Source organism: Herbaspirillum camelliae, assembly GCF_001929405.1.
GTDB lineage: Bacteria > Pseudomonadota > Gammaproteobacteria > Burkholderiales > Burkholderiaceae_D > Herbaspirillum > Herbaspirillum seropedicae.
Genome location: NZ_KV880769.1, coordinates 473,575 through 492,602 on the forward strand (window position 1 = coordinate 473,575; position 19,028 = coordinate 492,602).

16 protein-coding genes are annotated in these 19,028 nt (G+C 63.3%); 4 read left to right on the top strand and 12 right to left on the bottom strand.

The features are described 5' to 3' along the window. Positions 1–12 precede the first annotated feature (12 nt). The gene (locus BGK68_RS02155; RefSeq protein ID WP_075255729.1) at positions 13–924 is read right to left on the bottom strand and encodes a LysR family transcriptional regulator; all 912 of its coding nucleotides are present in this window, start codon (positions 922–924) and stop codon (positions 13–15) included. 102 nt (positions 925–1,026) lie between these two features. On the opposite strand from BGK68_RS02155, the gene BGK68_RS02160 reads away from it, so the two are divergent. Continuing rightward, complete coding sequence (locus tag BGK68_RS02160; protein WP_075255730.1) at positions 1,027–1,353, top strand: nuclear transport factor 2 family protein; 327 nt, start codon at positions 1,027–1,029, stop codon at positions 1,351–1,353. Then, the gene (locus BGK68_RS02165) at positions 1,350–2,132 is read left to right on the top strand and encodes an SDR family oxidoreductase (RefSeq protein ID WP_075255731.1); all 783 of its coding nucleotides are present in this window, start codon (positions 1,350–1,352) and stop codon (positions 2,130–2,132) included. The genes BGK68_RS02160 and BGK68_RS02165 overlap by 4 nt, the downstream gene beginning before the upstream one ends. Positions 2,133–2,173: 41 nt before the next feature. On the opposite strand, the gene BGK68_RS02170 is transcribed toward BGK68_RS02165, so the two are convergent. Together BGK68_RS02170 and metH are read right to left on the bottom strand one after the other, a co-directional pair. Beyond that, a complete protein-coding gene (locus tag BGK68_RS02170) occupies positions 2,174–2,458 on the bottom strand; it encodes a WGR domain-containing protein (RefSeq protein WP_034336458.1) in 285 nt (94 codons plus the stop codon). Positions 2,459–2,590: 132 nt separating this feature from the next. After that, a complete protein-coding gene (metH, locus tag BGK68_RS02175) occupies positions 2,591–6,334 on the bottom strand; it encodes a methionine synthase (protein ID WP_075255732.1) in 3,744 nt (1,247 codons plus the stop codon). 200 nt (positions 6,335–6,534) lie between these two features. Between metH and BGK68_RS02180 the strand changes: the two genes are divergently transcribed. Then, a complete protein-coding gene (locus BGK68_RS02180; protein ID WP_075255733.1) occupies positions 6,535–7,119 on the top strand; it encodes a phosphorylase family protein in 585 nt (194 codons plus the stop codon). Between the two features lie 20 nt (positions 7,120–7,139). Here BGK68_RS02180 and fmt read toward each other — a convergent pair whose 3' ends face one another. From fmt to hemE, 7 genes are all read right to left on the bottom strand, one after another. Beyond that, positions 7,140–8,093: a methionyl-tRNA formyltransferase gene (gene fmt / locus BGK68_RS02185; RefSeq protein ID WP_075255734.1), complete on the bottom strand. Its 954-nt coding sequence runs from the start codon at positions 8,091–8,093 to the stop codon at positions 7,140–7,142. 33 nt (positions 8,094–8,126) lie between these two features. Then, positions 8,127–8,933: an SDR family oxidoreductase gene (locus tag BGK68_RS02190; RefSeq protein WP_075255735.1), complete on the bottom strand. Its 807-nt coding sequence runs from the start codon at positions 8,931–8,933 to the stop codon at positions 8,127–8,129. Positions 8,934–9,030: 97 nt separating this feature from the next. Further along, positions 9,031–9,720, bottom strand: coding sequence for a thiol:disulfide interchange protein DsbA/DsbL (locus tag BGK68_RS02195; RefSeq protein WP_075255736.1), 690 nt, complete (start codon positions 9,718–9,720; stop codon positions 9,031–9,033). Between the two features lie 107 nt (positions 9,721–9,827). Further along, on the bottom strand, positions 9,828–10,487 hold the full coding sequence (locus BGK68_RS02200) for an SPOR domain-containing protein (RefSeq protein WP_075255737.1): 660 nt from the start codon (positions 10,485–10,487) through the stop codon (positions 9,828–9,830). Between the two features lie 21 nt (positions 10,488–10,508). Beyond that, a complete protein-coding gene (gene argS / locus BGK68_RS02205; protein WP_075255738.1) occupies positions 10,509–12,242 on the bottom strand; it encodes an arginine--tRNA ligase in 1,734 nt (577 codons plus the stop codon). Between the two features lie 213 nt (positions 12,243–12,455). Next, on the bottom strand, positions 12,456–14,582 hold the full coding sequence (locus BGK68_RS02210) for a primosomal protein N' (RefSeq protein WP_075255739.1): 2,127 nt from the start codon (positions 14,580–14,582) through the stop codon (positions 12,456–12,458). Positions 14,583–15,299: 717 nt separating this feature from the next. Beyond that, the gene (hemE, locus tag BGK68_RS02215) at positions 15,300–16,379 is read right to left on the bottom strand and encodes a uroporphyrinogen decarboxylase (RefSeq protein WP_075255740.1); all 1,080 of its coding nucleotides are present in this window, start codon (positions 16,377–16,379) and stop codon (positions 15,300–15,302) included. A gap of 258 nt (positions 16,380–16,637) precedes the next feature. Here hemE and BGK68_RS02220 point away from each other — a divergent pair, with 258 nt between their 5' ends. Continuing rightward, complete coding sequence (locus BGK68_RS02220; RefSeq protein ID WP_075255741.1) at positions 16,638–17,441, top strand: transporter substrate-binding domain-containing protein; 804 nt, start codon at positions 16,638–16,640, stop codon at positions 17,439–17,441. A 28-nt stretch (positions 17,442–17,469) separates the two neighbouring features. Here BGK68_RS02220 and BGK68_RS02225 read toward each other — a convergent pair whose 3' ends face one another. After that, positions 17,470–18,282 (bottom strand): polyphosphate kinase 2 family protein, encoded by an 813-nt coding sequence (locus tag BGK68_RS02225; RefSeq protein ID WP_075255742.1) that lies wholly within the window; start codon positions 18,280–18,282, stop codon positions 17,470–17,472. A 53-nt stretch (positions 18,283–18,335) separates the two neighbouring features. Further along, the gene (locus tag BGK68_RS02230; RefSeq protein WP_075255743.1) at positions 18,336–18,797 is read right to left on the bottom strand and encodes a CoA-binding protein; all 462 of its coding nucleotides are present in this window, start codon (positions 18,795–18,797) and stop codon (positions 18,336–18,338) included. Positions 18,798–19,028 lie beyond the last annotated feature (231 nt).

Consider the following 19,028-nt stretch of genomic DNA (forward strand, 5'->3'; position numbering starts at 1 on the left):
ATGAGATGCGTTCTAGGGTTGATCGACCAGCTTTCGATCCAACAGACAGTCGATGAACGCACCGAGAAGGGCTGGCCGATGCTGCCTGTTAGGATAGTAGAGGAACAAGCCTGGGCGCGAAATCGACCAGTCCGCCAAGACCTGAACCAGTCGTCCCTGGCCCAACAGTTCACTCACGCCATCGCGTTCGAAGTGATAAGCAATGCCGAGCCCACCAAGCGCTGCAGCGACGCCGATGTCAACATGATTCGTGATGATGGGACCGTCCACCGCAACCTCGAGTTGCTGACCTCGTTTCTTGAACTCCCAGCGATAGTGCCTGCCGTCCATCTGCAGGCGCCAGTTGATGCATATATGGTCATGCAAATCTTTGGGGGACCTCGGTACCCCTCGACGCGCGAGATAGTCCGGCGATGCCACGGCAACCATGTTCAGGTCCGGCGTCAGACGGATAGCTACCATGTCTTTCTCGACTCTGTTACCCACGCGAATACCCGCATCGAAGCGGCCAGCCACGATATCCGTCAGCGTATCGTCCACCACGATGTCGAGAACCACGTCAGGGTGCGCTTGATGGAAGCGCGCAAGCCGCGGCGCGATGATGGTTCTCGCAGCAATCCCCAGGGTGTTGATACGTAGCCTGCCGCTCATCTGTCCTGTGGCCTCACTTGCTTGAGCAACAGCCGCAGCCATTTCCCGAAATAGCGGAGCCACACGCCTGTAGAGCAGTTCTCCATTGGCCGATGGCGCGACGCTTCGCGTCGTGCGATTCAGAAGGCGTGCGCCAATACGGTCTTCGAGCTGCCGGATCGTCTGGCTAAGCGCCGATGGCGACAGACCCAGATGCTCTGCCGCCCGGACAAAGCTCTGGCGCTCCACAACGGCCACGAATGCTTTGAGTTCGTTAAATTCGGATCCACGCATTATGTATTTCCTGCTACATAGATCATGACGATTATATGATATTCACTAAATTCAACCTGACGCGCATCCTAGTGCCTTTACTGATCGCATGGAGCCAACAACATGAACACCTTGCCCCTTCCTGAACCCATCGCCGCGTACTTCGCGGCCGAACATGACCCTGCAGCCCTGGCACAGTGCTTCACGGCGCAAGCTGTCATGAAGGATGACGGTCACACCTATACGGGAGTCGACGCCATCACGACCTTCTTGGCCAAGGCATGGGCCAAGTACAGTGCGACGAGCTTGCCGTTCGCCATCGAGCGGGAGGACAGCGTCCAACTCGTGCGCGCCAACGTCACCGGCAACTTCCCTGGCAGCCCGATTGTCATGTCTTACCGCTTTCGCCTGGAACGTGGCCTGATCGCATCGTTGGAGATCACGACATGAGCTTTGACCTTCACCTCAACGGCCTGCGGGCTGTGGTTACCGGCGGCACGCAGGGCCTTGGCGCAGCAGTCGTGAAAACCCTTGCGCAAGCAGGTGCAAGGGTGGCGACATCGGCTCGTAGCTTGCCTCTGCAGTCTGTCGAGGGCGTCACCTACTTAGCTGCTGACCTGTCGACAGCGGAGGGCACGCATCACTTTTCCCAGACAGTCTTGAAGGATTGGGGCGGCGTCGACATCCTGATCAACGCGCTCGGCGGATCAAAGACACCCGGCGGTGGTTTCGCTGCAATCAGTGATGAGCACTGGTTCGCCGAATTCAATCTGAACCTGATGCCTGCCGTACGCATGGATCGTGCACTGCTGCCGAACATGCTGGCCCAAGGGTCGGGGGTCATCATTCACGTCAGCTCTATCCAGCGTGTGCTGCCTTTGCCCGAATCAACGACCGCCTATGCCGCTGCAAAAGCAGCCCTCACGACCTACAGCAAGTCACTGGCAAAAGAGGTGACATCCAAGGGTGTCCGCGTCCTCAGCGTTGCACCTGGCTGGATCGAGACCGAGGCTTCGGTAGCATTTGCGCAGCGCACGGCTGCACACGCCGGAACAGACTACGAAGGCGGCAAGAAGATCATCATGGATTGGCTGGGAGGAATTCCCGTGGGTCGCCCCGCAAAACCACAAGAGGTCGCCGATTTGATCGCTTTCCTGGCGTCCCCGCGATCCGCGTCGATCACCGGGACCGAATATCGAATAGACGGCGGTACTGTTCCTACCGTGTAAGCAGGCGCAGCGAGCGGCGTTCTATAGAAAGCCGGGCAACCTCAGCCCACGTGATAAAGATGCACCGGCCGAAAACCCAGCCGCTCCTTGTGCCGCGCAATCTTCTGCAGCATCCGCAAACCCTCCTCATGCCCGGCCACCACCACCCGGCGCACCGCGCTGCGGCCTTCGATGCCGTCCCAGGCTTGGGTGAGCACCCAGTCGCCCAGCAGGTCCTGCACCAGGTCCACGGTAAAGATGGCGCGCGTCTTGCCGTCGGTGAAGTGCAGGCGCGTGGCCACGGTCACGGGCAGTGCATGGGTGACGTGGTCAGCGGAATCGATCATGGCAAAAGCAGGGCTACGGAACGGCGGGCGTGGATGATAGCAGGACGGCGGCGGAATACAAGGACCAGCGGCAAAGGTACAGAAACGAAACTCATCGTCCGGCAGCAGGCCGGACGATGACCCGTAAATTATTTACAGATTAGGCGCCAGCCAGCGTTCCACCTCTTCCTTGGGCACATGGCGGCGCTCTGCCATATCCACGACTTGATCTTCGCCGATCTTGCCGACTACGAAGTACTTCGACTGCGGATGGGCGAAGTAGAAGCCCGACACCGAAGCACCCGGGAACATGGCGTAGGACTCGGTCAACTGCATGCCGATCTCGTCGCACTGCATGGTGCGGAAAACGTCAGCCTTCACGGTGTGCTCGGGGCAGGCCGGATAGCCGGGTGCGGGGCGGATGCCGAGGTATTTTTCCTTGATCAGGTCGGTGCTGCTGAGGTTCTCGTCAGCGGCATAGCCCCACAGGTCCTTGCGCACGCGCTCATGCAGGTATTCGGCAAAGGCTTCGGCCAGGCGGTCGGCCAGGGCCTTGAGCATGATGGACGAGTAATCGTCGTGGGCATCCTCGAAGCGCTTTTCGTATTTCTCGATACCGAGGCCAGCGGTCACGGCAAACATGCCGATGTAATCCTGCACACCCGAGTCCCTAGGCGCGATGAAGTCCGAGAGACACTGGTTGGGACGGGCGACGCCGTCCACCACCGGCTTCTCGGTCTGCTGGCGCAGGCCGTAGTAGGTGAAGGCGACCTGGCTGCGGCTGTCGTCGGTGTAGATCTCGATGTCGTCGTCGTTGACGGTGTTGGCCGGCAACAGCGAGATGACGCCATTGGCGGTGAGCCAACGGCCATCGATGATCCTCTTCAACATGGCCTGGGCTTCCTGGAAGACCTTGGTGGCGGCTTCGCCCACGACTTCATCGGTGAGGATGGCGGGATACGGGCCGGCCAGGTCCCAGGTCTGGAAGAACGGGCCCCAGTCGATGTAGTTGGCCAGCAAACCCAGGTCCACATTCTTGAACAGACGGCGGCCGATGAACTTGGGCTTGACCGGGGCGAATTCCAGCTTGGTCTTGTTGGCGCGGGCGGCGGCCAGCGAGAGCATGGGCGCGGCCTTCTTGCTGGCGTGCTGTTCGCGGATGCGTTCGTAGTCGGCGTTCAGGTCGGCCACGTACTGCGTCTTCTGCTCGTCGGCCAGCAGTGATTGCGCCACCGAGACGGCGCGTGATGCGTCCGGCACATAGACCACCGGACCTTCGTAGTTGGGCGCGATCTTCACTGCCGTGTGGGCGCGCGAGGTGGTGGCGCCGCCGATCATCAGCGGCATCTTGAGACCCGCGAAATATGGATCGCGCTGCATTTCCTTGGCGACGTAGGCCATCTCTTCCAGCGACGGGGTGATCAGGCCCGATAGGCCGATGATGTCGGCCTTCTCTTCCTTGGCCTTGGCCAGGATCTCGGCGCAGGGCACCATCACGCCCATGTTGACCACTTCGAAGTTGTTGCACTGGAGGACCACGGTGACGATGTTCTTGCCGATGTCGTGCACGTCGCCCTTGACGGTGGCGATCACAATCTTGCCCTTGGGCTTGGCCACTTCGCCGGTGGCGATCTCGAGCTGGCGCTTCTCTTCTTCGATGAAGGGAATCAGGTGCGCCACGGCCTGCTTCATCACGCGCGCCGACTTGACCACCTGCGGCAGGAACATCTTGCCCTGGCCGAACAGGTCGCCGACCACGTTCATGCCATCCATCAGCGGACCTTCGATCACGTGGATGGGACGGCCGCCATCGGCGGCGATCTGCTGGCGCACCTCTTCGGTGTCTTCCACGATCCATTGCGTGATGCCGTGCACCAGCGCATGCGAGAGGCGCTTGGCGACCGGCAGGTTGCGCCATTCCAGGGTGGCTTCTTCCTTCTTGTCGCCGGCCTTCAAGGTGGCGGCGTATTCGATCATGCGCTCGGTGGCGTCTTCGCGGCGGTTCAGGACCACGTCTTCCACACGCTCGCGCAGCTCGGCCGGCAGGTCGTCATAGACGCCGATCATGCCGGCATTGACGATGCCCATGGTCATGCCGGCCTTGATGGCGTGATACAGGAAGACCGTGTGGATGGCTTCGCGCGCCGGGTCATTGCCACGGAAGCTGAAGGAGACGTTGGAGACGCCGCCGCTGATCTTGGCGTACGGCAGGTTCTGGTGGATCCAGCGGGTGGCTTCGATGAAGTCGACCGCGTAGTTGTTGTGTTCCTCGATGCCTGTTGCGACTGCAAAGATGTTGGGGTCGAAGATGATGTCTTCGGGCGGGAAGTCCAGCTTGTCCACCAGCAGGCGATAGGCGCGTTCGCAGATCTCGATCTTGCGGGCAAAGGTGTCGGCCTGGCCCACTTCGTCGAAGGCCATGACGATGACGGCCGCGCCATAGCGGCGGCACAGCTTGGCTTCGCGCAGGAATTTCTCCTCGCCTTCCTTCATCGAGATGGAGTTGACGATGGACTTGCCCTGCACGCATTTCAGACCCGCTTCGATCACTTCCCACTTGGAAGAGTCGATCATGATGGGCACGCGGGCGATGTCGGGCTCGGAGGCGATCAGGTTGAGGAAGCGCGTCATGGCGGCGACCGAATCGAGCATCGCCTCATCCATGTTGATGTCGATGATCTGCGCGCCGTTCTCGACCTGCTGACGCGCCACGGCCAGGGCTTCGTCGTACTGTTCGTTGAGGATCAGGCGGGCGAAGGCCTTGGAACCGGTGACGTTGGTGCGCTCGCCGACGTTCACGTAGAGCGACTGGTCATTGATGGTGAAGGGCTCCAGGCCCGACAGGCGCATCTCGTGGGTGGGCTCGGGGACCTTGCGCGGCGCGATCTTGGCGACCGTCTCGGCAATGGCCTTGATGTGCGGCGGCGTGGTGCCGCAGCAGCCACCGGCGACGTTGACGAACCCGCTCTCGGCGAATTCCTTCAAGAGGGCCGAGGTGACATCCGGGGTTTCATCAAAGCCGGTGTCGCTCATCGGATTGGGCAGGCCGGCGTTCGGGTAGATGCAGACGAAGGTATCGGCGATCTTGGACAGCTCTTCCGCATAGGGGCGCATCAGGGCCGCACCGAGTGCGCAGTTCAGGCCGACCGTCAGCGGGCGCGCGTGGCGGATGGAGTTCCAGAAGGCCGTCACGGTCTGGCCCGACAGGATGCGTCCGGACGCATCGGTGACGGTGCCCGAGATCATGATGGGCAGGCGCTTGCCGCTTTCCTCGAAGAAGGTATCGATGGCGAAGAGCGCGGCCTTGCAGTTGAGCGTGTCGAAGATGGTCTCGACCAGCAGCACGTCGGCGCCGCCTTCGACCAGCGCGCGGGTCTGCTCCAGGTAGGCGGCGACCAGTTGATCGAAAGTGACGTTACGGGCGGCGGGATCGTTGACGTCCGGCGAGATCGATGCGGTCTTGGGCGTGGGGCCGAGGGCGCCGGCCACGAAGCGCGGCTTGTCCGGGGTCGAGTACTTGTCGCAGGCGGCGCGCGCCAGGCGCGCCGACTCCACGTTCATCTCGTAGACCAGGTGCGCCATGTGGTAGTCGTCCTGGGCCACGCTGGTGGCGCCGAAGGTATTGGTCTCGATCAGGTCGGCGCCGGCGGCCAGGTATTGCTCGTGGATTTCCTGGATGATGTGCGGCTGGGTCAGCGACAACAATTCGTTGTTGCCCTTGACGAACAGGTCCTTGCCGGGAACGCTGAAATCGGCAAAACGCTGGCCACGGTAATCCTCTTCGGTCAGCTTGTAACGCTGGATCATGGTGCCCATGGCGCCATCGAGGATGAGGATGCGCTGCGACATCAGGTCGCGCAGCAGCAATTCGGTCTGGCACAGTTCGTTCGGCTTCATCTGGCGTTTTTCTCTGGTTACGGCAACAATGCAGAGCCTGCCACCGCGAGCAACGCAGTTGCGGATAAAAAAACCGGCCAGAAATGGACCGGTTTGACAGGCGAAAAGTGAGCCCGATTATACGCCAAAGCGCCCTTCTCCCGCCCCCGGGAAGCCTTTGCGGGCGGCGCCTCGTTGCAAACCGTTAACTATTTACACAGATGCCAGATCAGCAACCCATCCTCATCCTGACCGCTCTGGAAAGCGAACTCAACGCCGCGGCTGCCCCGGCGGACGTCAAGGTGGTCTATTGCGGCGTCGGCAAGGTCAATGCCGCCCTGCATACCACGGCGGCCATCCTGGCTCACCGTCCGCGCGCGGTCATCAATTTCGGCACGGCCGGCAAGATCGATCCATTGCATGATGGGCTGCTGGAAGTGGCCGCCGTGATCCAGCGCGACATGGCGGCCATGCCGCTGGCGCCGCGCGGAGTGACGCCGTTGGTGAACCAGGAACAGCAGCCGGCCCGGCTGGAATCGGGCTATGCCGGCGTGCTCTGCGGCACCGGCGACAGCTTCGTGACGGCTGCCGACGAGTGGCTTCTGGAGCAGAAGGTGGATCTGGTGGATATGGAACTGTTTGCCATCGCCCGCGTGTGCAAGCACTTCGGCGTGCCGTGGCGCGCCTTCAAGTTCATCACCGACGGCGCCAATGATGACGCCGCCGATGACTGGCAGGCGCGCGTGCATCTGGGCGAGGAACTGTTCTGGCGGCACCTGCCGCACGTTCTCAAGCCCTACGCCTGAGGCGAACGGATCAGCGCAGCTCAGGCCAGGCGGCCGCCTTCCATCGGGAAACCCTTGAGGAATTCCGCCGCCGGCAGGCGCTTGCCGCCGGGTTTCTGCAATTCGGTCAGCAGTAGCGCGCCTTCGCCGCAGGCCACCACGATGCCGCCCTGGGCATCGGCCGACAGCACCTGGCCGGGTTCGCCCTGCTGCGCCACGCTGACCGGACGCGCCTTCCAGAGCTTGACCACGGTATCGCCGAAACGGCCAGTCGCACCCGGGAAGGGATTGAAGGCGCGGATGCGGCGTGCCAGTTGCTCGGCGCTCTGGCTGAAGTCCAGCGCGGCTTCTTCCTTGGCGATCTTGGCGGCATAGTTGGCGCCTTCTTCCGGCTGCGGCGTGGCTGGCAGGGCGCCCTGCTCCAGCTTCTCCATGGCTTCCACGATCATCTTTGCGCCCAGCGCGGCCAGCTTGTCATGCAGGCTGCCGGTGGTGTCCTCGTCAATGATGGGCAAGCTTTCGATGAGCATCATGGGACCGGTGTCGAGGCCCTCTTCCATCTGCATGATGGTGATGCCGGTCTCGGCATCGCCCGCCTCGATGGCGCGATGGATGGGGGCGGCGCCACGCCAGCGCGGCAACAGCGAGCCGTGGATGTTGATGCAGCCGTAACGCGGAATGTCGAGCACGCTGCGCGGCAGGATCAGGCCATAGGCCGCCACGATCATCACGTCATGCGGCGTCGATCGCAGCAGCGCATGCGCCTCTTGCGCCACCTCGGGATACTTGCCATCCAGGCGCAGCGAGACCGGCTGCGCCACCGGCGTGCCATGCTTGAGCGCGCACTGCTTCACCGGCGAAGCCTGCAGCTGCATGCCGCGCCCGGCGGGGCGGTCGGGCTGGGTCAGCACCAGCGTGATCTCGTGGCCGGCGGCATACAGGGCTTCGAGGGCGACGGCGGCGAACTCCGGGGTACCGGCAAAAATGATCTTCATGAAAAACTCCAGGTGCGGCGCGGGCCGCGACGGTTAGGGCTTGCGTTGCTTGTGCGGGGCGCGGGCGAAGGCCATATCGTAGAGCCAGTTGGGCAGCAGGCGCAGCAGCTTGGCCACCACCCCCATCTGCCAGGGAATGACGCGATAGCTGACGCCCGCGTCAATGGTCTGCACGGCGCGCGCGGCAAAGCGCTCCACCGGCATCAGGAAGGGCATGCGATAGGTGTTCACGCGGGTCATCGGGGTATCGATGTAGCCCGGCGCGATGGTCACGACCTTGATGCCGCAGGCGCGCAATTCCACCCGCAGCGATTCGCAGTAGCTGATGACGGCTGACTTGGAGGCGCTGTAGGCGCCCGCTCCGGGCAGGCCGCGTATGCCGGCCACGCTGCCGATGCCGACCAGGCGGCAGCGGCGGCGCTGGGCTTCAGGCAAGGCCTTCATGCGCGCCACGAAGGGCGTAAAGGTGGCGAAGGTGGCCGTGACGTTGACCGCCAGGATGCGTTCGAAGGCCGCCAGGTCTTCCTGGAATTCGGTCAGCGTGCCCTGCGAAATGCCGGCATTGGCGATGAGCACATCAGCGCCGCCAAACTCATCCATGAAGGAGGTGGCCGCCGCGGCCAGCGCGGCGTGATCGGTGACGTCGAGCGCATAGACGCGATGGCGCTCAGCATGCGGCAGGGCCGCGCGCAAGGCCTCGAGCTCGGCAGTGCGCCGCGCCACCAATCCCAGCACCGCGCCCTGGCTGGCATAGGCGCGCGCCAGGGCCATGCCCAGGCCGCTGGAAGCGCCGGTCAAGAAGACCCGCAGCGAAGCACCGACGATGGGAAGGGATGTCATGCCAACTCCTTTAGCTTGCCAGCAGAGCGCACCGGCGCCGTGCAAATGAAAACGGTCCGCGACCTCGCGGACGCGGACCGTCGACGAAGGGTCTTGCTTACTTCTTCTTGGCCTTCTCGGCGGCGGCCTTGGCCACCAGGTGATCCATCACCTGCAGAGCGGCGGCCTGCTGCATGGACTCGGGCTGGTTGGCCAGCGCCACGCCGACCACGGCCGGCGAGGTCACGTAGCGGCCATCGATGGCGATCATCGGCACGCCGTCGACCTTGTAGGCTTCCTGCAGCTGGGCTGCGCGGCGGGCCTTGGTCTGGATGCCGAAGGAATTGTAGAGGTCGAGGAATTTCTGCTTGTCGATACCGGCCTTCTCGATGTAGGCGAGGATGGTCTTGTCGGTATTGATGCGCTGGTTCTCGACGTGGATGGCGTGGAAGATCTTGGGGGTCAGCTCATCGGCGCGGCCCATGGCTTCCAGGGTGTAGTAGAGCTTCTGCTGCGGCACGAAGCTGTCGCGGAAAGCGACCGGCACCTTCTTGAAGCTGATCTTGTCGCCCTGCTTCTTGACCCAGGCCGTCAGCGAGGGATCCCAGGCGGCGCAGTGCGGGCAGTCGAACCAGAAGAATTCGGTGACCTCGACCTTGTTGCCGGAATCGGTGGGCTGGGCCTGCTCCAGCACACGATAGTCAGTGCCTACCTGCGGATTGGCCGGGGAGGCCGAGGCGCCAACGCTGGCGGTGAAGGCCAGCACGCCGAAACTGACGGCAGCCAGCAGCTTTTGATGGAAACGCATGGTATTACCCTCTCTGATGGATAGTCGGTCGGGCCGGCCTGTGCCGGCCTGCACACCGTCGTACCGGCCGGCCATCCCCAGCCGCCGGCATCCACGGTGAAATCGGATTACTTGGGAATGCGCACGATGGCGGCATCGACCCCGTTGTCGGACAGCTTGCTGCGCGTACGGTTCATTGCCTCGGCATGGGCGAAGGGGCCGATGCGGACCCGGTACAGCACGCCGCTGTCGGCGGTGCGTTCGGTGACCTTGGCCTCGAAGCCCAGCAGGGCCAGCTTGGCGCGGGCGCTTTCGGCATCGGCCTGGTCGCGGAAGGCGCCGGTCTGCAGGAAGTAGGTCCACTTGTCGTCGTTGGCGTCGTTCTTGGACGCGCTGGCCGGCGGCGTGCTGGCCGAGGGCTTGGCGTCCGCCGTCTTGCTGTCGGGCTTGGCGGCCGGCGCAGTAGCCTGCGGCGTCGGCGCCACGGGCGGGACCGGCTGGGCGGCGGCGGTATTGGGCGGCACCGGCGTCTGCGACTGCTGCTGGTCGCGCGCTGCTTCGCGGGCGATGTCGCGGTTGCCGTAGAGCGGACGGTTGGGATCGGCTGCCTGGGCCGGCGTCGGATCGGCGCGTTCGGGGCGCGTCACCTTGTTGACGAAGGGGATGGGCGACTTGGTGATCATCAGGGCCACACCCACGGCGATGCCCAGGCCGACGATCAAACCCAGGATCAGACCGAGCAGCGTGCCGCCGGCCTGCTTGTGATATTTCGCGTTCAACGGTTTCACGTTTCTCTTTAGCTGCTTGTTTTACATTCTGGCCGGAGCCGATACGCCCAACAGCGCCAGGCCGTTGCGCAGCACCTGGCGGGTGGCGGACAACAGCGCCAGGCGCGCGGACCTGGTTGGGACATCGTCGACCAGCACGCGTTCCGCATTGTAGTAGCTATGCAGTTCGCCTGCCAGATCGCGCAGGTAGAAGGCGACCTGGTGCGGTCCCAGTTCCTGCAGGGCATGCGCCAGCATGTCCGGATACTCGGCCAGCTTGGCCAGGAGCGTTGCTTCGCGCGGCGCGGTCAAGAGCGACAGGTCGGCGGTGGTCTTGAGCGCCTCTTCGTCCACGCCCGACTTGCCCAGCACGGTGCAGATACGGGCATGCGCATACTGCACGTAGTAGACCGGGTTTTCATCGGACTGCGCCAGCGCCAGGTCGACATCGAAGACGAACTCGGTATCGGCCTTGCGCGAGATGAGGAAGAAGCGCACCGCATCGCGGCCACGGGTGAGGTCGCGTTCCTGACCCTCGACCGGCTCACCGGCCGACCATTCGATGAGGTCGCGCAGGGTCACGTAGGAACCGGCGCGCTTGGAGATCTTGACCTCTTCGCCATTGCGCATGACGGTGACCATCTTGTGCAGCACGTAGTCCGGATAGCCCTGCGGAATGCCCACGCCAGCAGCCTGCAGGCCGGCGCGCACGCGCGCGATGGTGCCGTGGTGGTCGCTGCCCTGGATATTGATGACCTTGCCGTAGCCGCGTTGCCACTTGTTGATGTGATAGGCGACGTCGGGCACGAAGTAGGTGTAGGTGCCGTCGGTCTTCTTCATGACGCGATCCTTGTCGTCGCCATAGTCGGTGGTGCGCAGCCAGAGCGCGCCATCCTGCTCGTAGGTCTTGCCGGCGGCAATGAGCGCCTCCACGGCGGCGGCCACCTTGCCGTCGGCGTAGAGCGAGGACTCGAGGTAGTAATTGTCGAACTTCACGCCGAAGGCCTGCAGGTCGAGGTCTTGCTCGTGGCGCAGGTAGGCCACGGCGAAACGGCGGATCGATTCGATGTCCTCGACGTCGCCGCTGCCGGTGACGGGTTCGCCATCGCTGGCCGAGACGGTCTTCTTGTCGAGGAAGTCGCGGGCGATGTCGGCGATGTAGTCGCCGTTGTAGGCCGACTCGGGCCATTGGGCGTCACCCGGCTTGAAGCCGCGCGCACGCGCCTGCACCGAGGTGGCCAGCGTGGCGATCTGCACGCCGGCATCGTTGTAGTAGAACTCGCGCAGCACATCGTAGCCCTGCACTTCCAGGAGCGAGGACAGCGCATCGCCCAGCGCGCCCTGGCGGCCATGGCCCACGTGCAGCGGACCAGTGGGATTGGCCGAGACAAACTCGACCAGCACCTTCTTGCCAGCACCGGCGCTGCCACGGCCATAAGCCTCGCCCTGTTCATGGATCACCTTGACCACCGCCTGCTTGGCCGCTGCGGCCACGCGCAGGTTGATGAAGCCGGGGCCGGCGATCTCGACCGACTCCACCAGGCCTTCGCGGGCCGGGTCGGCCATGACGGCGGCCACGATGGCCTGCGCCAGCTCGCGCGGATTCTTCTTCAGCGGCTTGGCCAGCTGCATGGCGATGTTGCAGGCGACGTCGCCGTGCGAGGCATCGCGCGGACGCTCCAGGGTGATGGTCGGCGTCAGGCCGCTATCAGCCAGCAGCGGCTGCAAGGCGGACGAGAACAGGTCGGAGATGCGTTGTTTCTGTTGTGCGAGCATGGGAATGAGGGGGTAAAGCAGAAGCGGCCGGGGCGCTGGTCTGGCGTGCCGCGCCGCGCGGAGGGATCGCTTGCAATTGGTTGAGCAGCCGAGATTATACCGGCTAGGCGCACCGTGTTGGCGGCCCCGGCAGGCAGCTTGCGTCGGAGCAAGCCTGCCACCAGGACAAAGATGCAGGAATCACAACAAAATCGAGGCGCACGTCCGATCCGGTCAGATATCAACCGGATCGACTTCCAGCGACCAGCGCGCCCGTGTCTTCACCGGCCGCAACAGGGCCAGCCACTGCTTGAGAAAAGCCTGCAGCACCGGACGCGAAGCGCATTCGATCAGCAATTGCGCCCGCTCCACATTGGCCACCCGCATCAGCGTCATCGGGATCGGTTCGTTGATGGTGATGGCCGGCGCCTCCAGCAGCGCGGCGGCGTCCTTGAGGAAGGCCATGGCGGTGTCGAGCTCGCGCGCTTCGGCGCGCAGCAGCGCCTGGTACATGAAGGGAGGGAAGTGGGCCTGACGGCGCTCCTCCAGCAACTCTCCGGCAAAGCCGTCGTAGTCATGACGGATCACCGCCTGGTACAGCGGATGATGGGGATAACGCGTCTGGATCAGCACCTCGCCCGAGCTGCCATCGGCCGACAGGCCGGCCCGTCCAGCGCGCCCGGCCACCTGCATGAGCTGGGCGAAGAGGCGCTCGCTGGCGCGGTAGTCGTGCGAGAACAGCGCGGTATCGGGATTGAGCACGCCCACCAGCGTCAATTTTTTGAAGTCATGGCCCTTGGCCACCATCTGGGTGCCGATCAGGATATCGACCTCGCCCCGGTGCACGCTATCAAACGCGCTCTGGGCCGAGCCCTTCAGGCGGGTCGAATCGGCGTCGATACGCAGCACGCGGGCCTCGGGGAAGATCGCCTGCAAGCCCTCTTCAACCCGCTGGGTGCCGCGTCCCAAGGGTTGCAGGTCAACGTTGCCGCAGGTCGGGCAGGCGCGCGGGATGTGCAGTTCCAGGCTGCAATGGTGGCAGCGCAGGCGGCGCTCCGGGCGATGCACCACCATGAAGGCGTCGCAGCGCATGCAATTGCTGATCCAGCCGCAGGCGTCGCAGGCCAGCACCGGGGCATAGCCGCGCCGGTTCAGGAACAGCAGCGATTGCTCGCCCTGCTCAAGGCGCTTGCGCACGGCGGCAATGAGGGTGGCGGTCAGGCCATCGACGGGCTTGTCGCGCTCCAGGTCGATCACCTTGACGGTGGGCAGCACCGCCTCGCGGGCGGCGCGCTGGCGCAGTTCCAGCCGGCGGTAGCGTCCGGCCTGGGCGTGCTGCCAGGTCTCAAGAGAAGGCGTGGCCGAGCCCAGCACCACCGGGATGCCGAGCTGGTGGGCGCGCCACACGGCCAGGTCGCGCGCGGAGTAGCGCAAGCCTTCCTGCTGCTTGTAGGAAGGATCGTGCTCCTCATCGATGACGATGAGCTTGAGCGCAGGCAGCGAAGCGAGAATGGCCAGCCGCGTCCCCAGCACGATCTGCGCCTGCCCCAGGTGCGCCGCCAGCCAGTTGCGGGCACGCTCGCCCTCGGCCAGGCCGCTATGCAGGGCCACCACGTTCAGGTGCGGGAAGCGTGCGCGGATATTGCCTTCGAGCTGCGGCGTGAGATTGATTTCCGGCACCAGCACCAGGATCTGGGCGCGCTCGCCCGCCTCGGCAGCGCGGCGCAGGATGGCCGCCGCCGCTTGCAGATAGACCTCGGTCTTTCCGCTGCCAGTGACGCCGTACAACAGCAGCGGCGCAAACGCATGGGCGGCGGCAATGGCGTCGGCCGCCTCCTGCTGGGCGGCGTTCAGAGCGGGCGCCTGGGCGAACTGCATCGGATCAGGCTGGGTGGCGTCGGCAGCCGCAGTCTCTTGCTGCGCCTCGTCTTCGGGATGGGCGCGCGCTTTGGAGCGGGCCTTGGATTTCTTCGGCGCGCTCAGACGGCCCAGAGCCTTGAGGGCCTTGTCCAGCGCTACCGTGGTGAGGGCGCGCAGGTTCTTGGGCAGCCCGGGCAGCATCACCTCGCCCAGCGGGCGCTGGTAGTAATCGGCGGCGAAACCGCACAGGGCCAGCCAATGGGCCGACAGCGGCGGCAATTGGTGACGCACGGCAATGACCTGCTTGATCTTGCCCTGCTCCAGCGCGCTTTGCTGCACATGGCCGACCACCACCCCGACCGCCTCGCGGCGGCCAAACGGCACCACCACCAACTGGCCGATGGCGGGCACAGGCTCCCCCTCGACCTGGGCTTGCCAGGCATAGTCAAAGACCGTGTGCAGGGGGGTATCGAGAGCGACCTGGAGGATGCGTTGTTCCACGAACTTAATGTAAATCCTGAATATGCGGGCTAAGCCACGGTTTAATCGCCGTTTTTCGAACTATCCACACCGCCTGTGGATAACTTTGGGGACAAGTGCCTCTTGACATGCCCTCATGCAGTCTGGATGCGGCTTCCAGCGAGATGCTCAAATCCGGGTCAAAAAATTAGTCCTTTTAAATCAATGAGTTGCAAGCGCACCTCGATCATCGAAAAAAAAATTTGCTCATGCGGATTGCGCAGACTCCGAAAGCTTTTCATGTGCATAAGTCGACTTTCGATTCCGCTCGGCTATCGATTTGTCAAGAGCTCGCCGACAAAAAATGAAAGGCTTTTTCTGGCGGGAAATGTCGCCGCCTGTCCTACAAACTTAAAGTAAACCTTCAAACACGCCGGTAAGCGACGGTTTTGTAAACGCTTTTACGCCTTATGCACACGCCCTGTGGATAACTTTGTTGACAAGTGGGGCTTGACAAGTCCGAGAGCCACGGCAGCAGCGGCTCCCAGCTCATCCAACGTCTGTCGGCAGCAAAATTAGGCCAATAAAATCAATGACTTAGAGCATCAACCCGGCTGCAGTTTTCCAACGCCAATAAATTTTATTCTCAATTGGAATACTGGCCAGTATGTGCATAAGTCGGGCCAGGTATGCAAGAACGTTCACATTGTTTTGGCGTCGCGCACAAATGCGAACAGATAACGACAAATACGCGCAAACTCAGGCGCGCAAGCCGCGACTGATCTCATGCACGGCCTGGACCAGGGTCGTGACCGCCTCGGGCGGGGTGTGCTGGGAGATGCCGTGCCCGAGGTTGAACACATGGCCGCTGCCCGCTCCCGGACGACCGAAGGACTCAAGCAGCTTGCGCACCTCGGCGCGGATGGCCTCGTCGCCGGCGAAGAGCACGTTGGGGTCCAGGTTGCCCTGCAAGGCCACCTTGTCGCCCACGCGCTGGCGCGCCTGGCCGAGGTTGACGGTCCAGTCCAGCCCGACGGCGTCGGCGCCGATGGCGGCGATCTGTTCCAGCCACAGCCCGCCGCCCTTGGTGAAGACGATCACCGGGACCTGCTGACCACCCTGCTCGCGCTTGAGCTGGCTGACCACCTGCTGCATATAGGACAGCGAGAATTGCTGGTAGACGCCATCGGCCAGCGCACCGCCCCAGGTATCGAAGATCATCACCGCTTGCGCACCCGCATCGATCTGGGCGTTGAGGTAGGCGGCGACGGCCTCGGCGTTGGTCTTGAGGATATGGTGCATCAGATCGGGGCGGCTGTAGAGCATGCTCTTGACCAGGCGGAAGTCATCCGAACCGCCGCCTTCGACCATGTAGCAGGCCAGCGTCCAGGGACTGCCGGAAAAGCCGATCAACGGCACCCGGCCATCGAGCTCGCGGCGGATCTGGGTGACGGCCTTGAAGACATAATCCAGGTTGCCCAGGTCGGGCGCACGCAGCGCCTTGACGGCGGCCTCGTCACGCAAGGGACGCTGGAACTTGGGGCCCTCGCCCTCGGCGAAGTACAGGCCCAGGCCCATGGCGTCGGGCACGGTCAGGATGTCGGAGAAGAGGATGGCGGCGTCCAGCGGATAACGTTCCAGTGGCTGCAACGTCACCTCGGTGGCGTAATCCGGGTTGGTCGCCAGGCCCATGAAGGAACCGGCGCGCGCGCGCGTGGCGCGGTACTCGGGCAGATAGCGGCCGGCCTGGCGCATCAGCCACATCGGGGTGTAGTCGGTGGGCTGGCGCAGCAAGGCGCGCAGGAAGGTATCGTTTTTGAGCGGAGCGAAGGTGGACATAGAAGAAGAAGACATGGTCGGCCTGCAATACGATCTGACGGCAAAGCGGCATTATCGCATCCTGCGACCTCGGCTTTCCGGCTAATTGTCGCTGTTGGCCTGCGCGGACATTGACGCAAGTCGTGGCAAGGCAAAACGGCGGCGGCAGGCGCGGCTTTTGCTATGATCTGCGCACTGCATGAACGTCCATGCAGCCGGCATTCCCTGTCTTCAGATCAACAAGAAAACCGCCGCCCTACCCATCCACGAGGAGATTGCATGACTCGCTTCATCCGCGCCGCCCTGCTGGTCGGCCTGACCGCCCTTTCATTGTCCCTGTCACTGTCGCCGGCCCTGGCCGATGACGCCGCCGCAGCGCCAGCCTCCCGCCTGGACCAGGTCATCAAGGCGGGCAAGCTGCGCATCTGCATGACGGGTGACTACAAGCCCTTCACCTACTACCGGCCCGACCACAGCTTCGAGGGCATGGACGTGGAGCTGGGCCAGGCCCTGGCCAAGTCGCTGGGCGTGGAAGCGCAATTCATCAAGACCACCTGGACCAACCTGATGAATGACTTCATCGCCCAGTGCGACATCGCCATGGGCGGGGTCTCCATCACCCTGGACCGCGCACGCAAGGCGGCCTTCTCCGAACCGACCATGGTCGACGGAAAAGCCCCCATCATCCGTTGCGCCGACAAGGACAAGTTCCGCAACTTCGACATGATCGACCAGCCCGGCACGCGCGCCATCGTCAATCCGGGCGGCACCAATGAACGCTTCGCCCGCGCCCGCTACAAGCGCGCCACGCTGACGCTGCATCCCGACAACGTGACCATCTTCCAGCAGATCGTCGATGGCAAGGCCGACGTGATGGTCACCGACGCCAGCGAGACCCTGTGGCAATCCAAGCTGCATCCCGAACTGTGCCCGGTCACGCCGGACCAGCCGCTGCAATTCGCCGAGAAGGCCTATCTGCTGCCGCGCGGCGACGTCGCCTTCAAGGCCTATGTCGATACCTGGCTGCACCTGGCCAAGGCCACTGGCGAGTATCAGCTGATCTTCGACAAGTGGCTCAAGTAAGCTGAGCCTGGCTGGCCCGGCCCCGGCTTCAGTCGAACTTGAGATTCTTGAGTTCGGGCTTGGGATCGGGGAACTTGAGCTTGAGCTTTTGCAGTGTCTCCAGGACCACATTGGCCACCACCAGGTTGCGATGGCTCTTGGAGTCCGCCGGCACCACGTACCAGGGCGCATGCAGCGTGCTGGTGGCGCGCAGGACTTCCTGATAGCGCGCCTGGTAGGCATCCCAGTGCTCGCGCTCGGCCAGGTCCTGGGGATCGAATTTCCAGTGCTTGTTGGGATCATCGATGCGCGACTGCAAACGCGCCTTCTGCTCGGCCTTGGAAATGTGCAGGAAGAACTTCAACACCACCGTCCCGGTTTCCCACAGCATGCGTTCGAAGTCGTTGATATGGCGATAGCGGCGCTGGCATTCCTTGTCGTCGATCCAGTCGTGCACGCGGGTAATCAGCACATCCTCGTAGTGACTGCGGTTGAATACGGCAATCTCTCCCGCCACCGGCACCTGCGCATGCACGCGCCAGAGGTAGTCGTGCGCCAGTTCGATGGCCGTGGGGCCCTTGAAGTTGGTGATGCGGATCCCCTGCGGATTGACGGCGGCAAACACGTCATTGACGGTGCCATCCTTGCCGCTGGTATCCATGCCTTGCAGCACCACCAGCACCTTGTGCTTGTGGCCGGCGTAGAGCATCTGCTGTTGCAGCCCGATGAGGCCGGACAGGCGCTGCACGTTGGCGCGATCCTTTTCCTTGTCGCCGCTGGAGAGCGGCTTGGTGGTGGCTTCGGTTTCCTTGAGAACGAATTTCGGATGGACGAGGAATTGCGGGCCGATCTTTTTTGCCATGTTGTCTCGCTTTATCGTTATGAGAAAGGACCGGCTTGCGCCAGTCCCGGGGATTACAACACGCCGTGGAACTGCCCCATGGCGTGTTCGATCTTGATGCACTTGTCCATGATCACCTTCAGGCCGGCCAAGCGTGCGAGTACGGCCGCTTCCTCATTGACGATGTCGAGCTGCATCCAGACGCAATCGGCGCCGATGGCAATGGCCTCCTCGACCACCGGCGGGATATCGGCCGACTTGCGGAAGCAATCCACGATGGAAATGCGCAAGCCTTTGCGCGCCAGCATGGCACCGGCCTGAGCCAGCGAGGCGTGGCAATACTCGCCCAGAATGGTCTGTCCGGAATACATGGGATTGACGGCGACGATGCGATAGCCCGCCGCCTGCAGATAGGCCGCCACATCGAAGCTGGCCCGCTCGGGGCGATTGGACAAGCCAACCACGGCAATGATGGGCTTGCCGTGAACGTGTGAAGGAAGGGAAGAAGTGGACGACGGCGCAACGGCTGAAGACATGTCTGCTCCTGCTGTGGTGGGCAAATACACTAAATGATTTACGCCAGCGGGTGAGCCTCACACTGGCGTGTCGAAGGACTCACTTTACCCGATCAGCGCGAAGGCGGCAGGCGCGCATGCAGTTCGGTTGATGCAGATTAATGATGAGCTGCGCTGCAGCTTGGCCTTGGTCGAGCACGGGTCAGCCTTTGTCAGCAGATGCGTCGCGAGTCAGTGATACGCGGACTGCAC

Excerpts from the sequence above, each read along its gene's own strand:
- BGK68_RS02155 (WP_075255729.1), bottom strand. The coding sequence starts at position 924 with ATGCGTGGATCCGAATTTAACGAACTCAAAGCATTCGTGGCCGTTGTG.
- BGK68_RS02160 (WP_075255730.1), top strand. The coding sequence starts at position 1,027 with ATGAACACCTTGCCCCTTCCTGAACCCATCGCCGCGTACTTCGCGGCC.
- BGK68_RS02165 (WP_075255731.1), top strand. The coding sequence starts at position 1,350 with ATGAGCTTTGACCTTCACCTCAACGGCCTGCGGGCTGTGGTTACCGGC.
- BGK68_RS02170 (WP_034336458.1), bottom strand. The coding sequence starts at position 2,458 with ATGATCGATTCCGCTGACCACGTCACCCATGCACTGCCCGTGACCGTG.
- metH (WP_075255732.1), bottom strand. The coding sequence starts at position 6,334 with ATGAAGCCGAACGAACTGTGCCAGACCGAATTGCTGCTGCGCGACCTG.
- BGK68_RS02180 (WP_075255733.1), top strand. The coding sequence starts at position 6,535 with ATGCCAGATCAGCAACCCATCCTCATCCTGACCGCTCTGGAAAGCGAA.
- fmt (WP_075255734.1), bottom strand. The coding sequence starts at position 8,093 with ATGAAGATCATTTTTGCCGGTACCCCGGAGTTCGCCGCCGTCGCCCTC.
- BGK68_RS02190 (WP_075255735.1), bottom strand. The coding sequence starts at position 8,933 with ATGACATCCCTTCCCATCGTCGGTGCTTCGCTGCGGGTCTTCTTGACC.
- BGK68_RS02195 (WP_075255736.1), bottom strand. The coding sequence starts at position 9,720 with ATGCGTTTCCATCAAAAGCTGCTGGCTGCCGTCAGTTTCGGCGTGCTG.
- argS (WP_075255738.1), bottom strand. The coding sequence starts at position 12,242 with ATGCTCGCACAACAGAAACAACGCATCTCCGACCTGTTCTCGTCCGCC.
- hemE (WP_075255740.1), bottom strand. The coding sequence starts at position 16,379 with ATGTCCACCTTCGCTCCGCTCAAAAACGATACCTTCCTGCGCGCCTTG.
- BGK68_RS02220 (WP_075255741.1), top strand. The coding sequence starts at position 16,638 with ATGACTCGCTTCATCCGCGCCGCCCTGCTGGTCGGCCTGACCGCCCTT.
- BGK68_RS02225 (WP_075255742.1), bottom strand. The coding sequence starts at position 18,282 with ATGGCAAAAAAGATCGGCCCGCAATTCCTCGTCCATCCGAAATTCGTT.
- BGK68_RS02230 (WP_075255743.1), bottom strand. The coding sequence starts at position 18,797 with ATGTCTTCAGCCGTTGCGCCGTCGTCCACTTCTTCCCTTCCTTCACAC.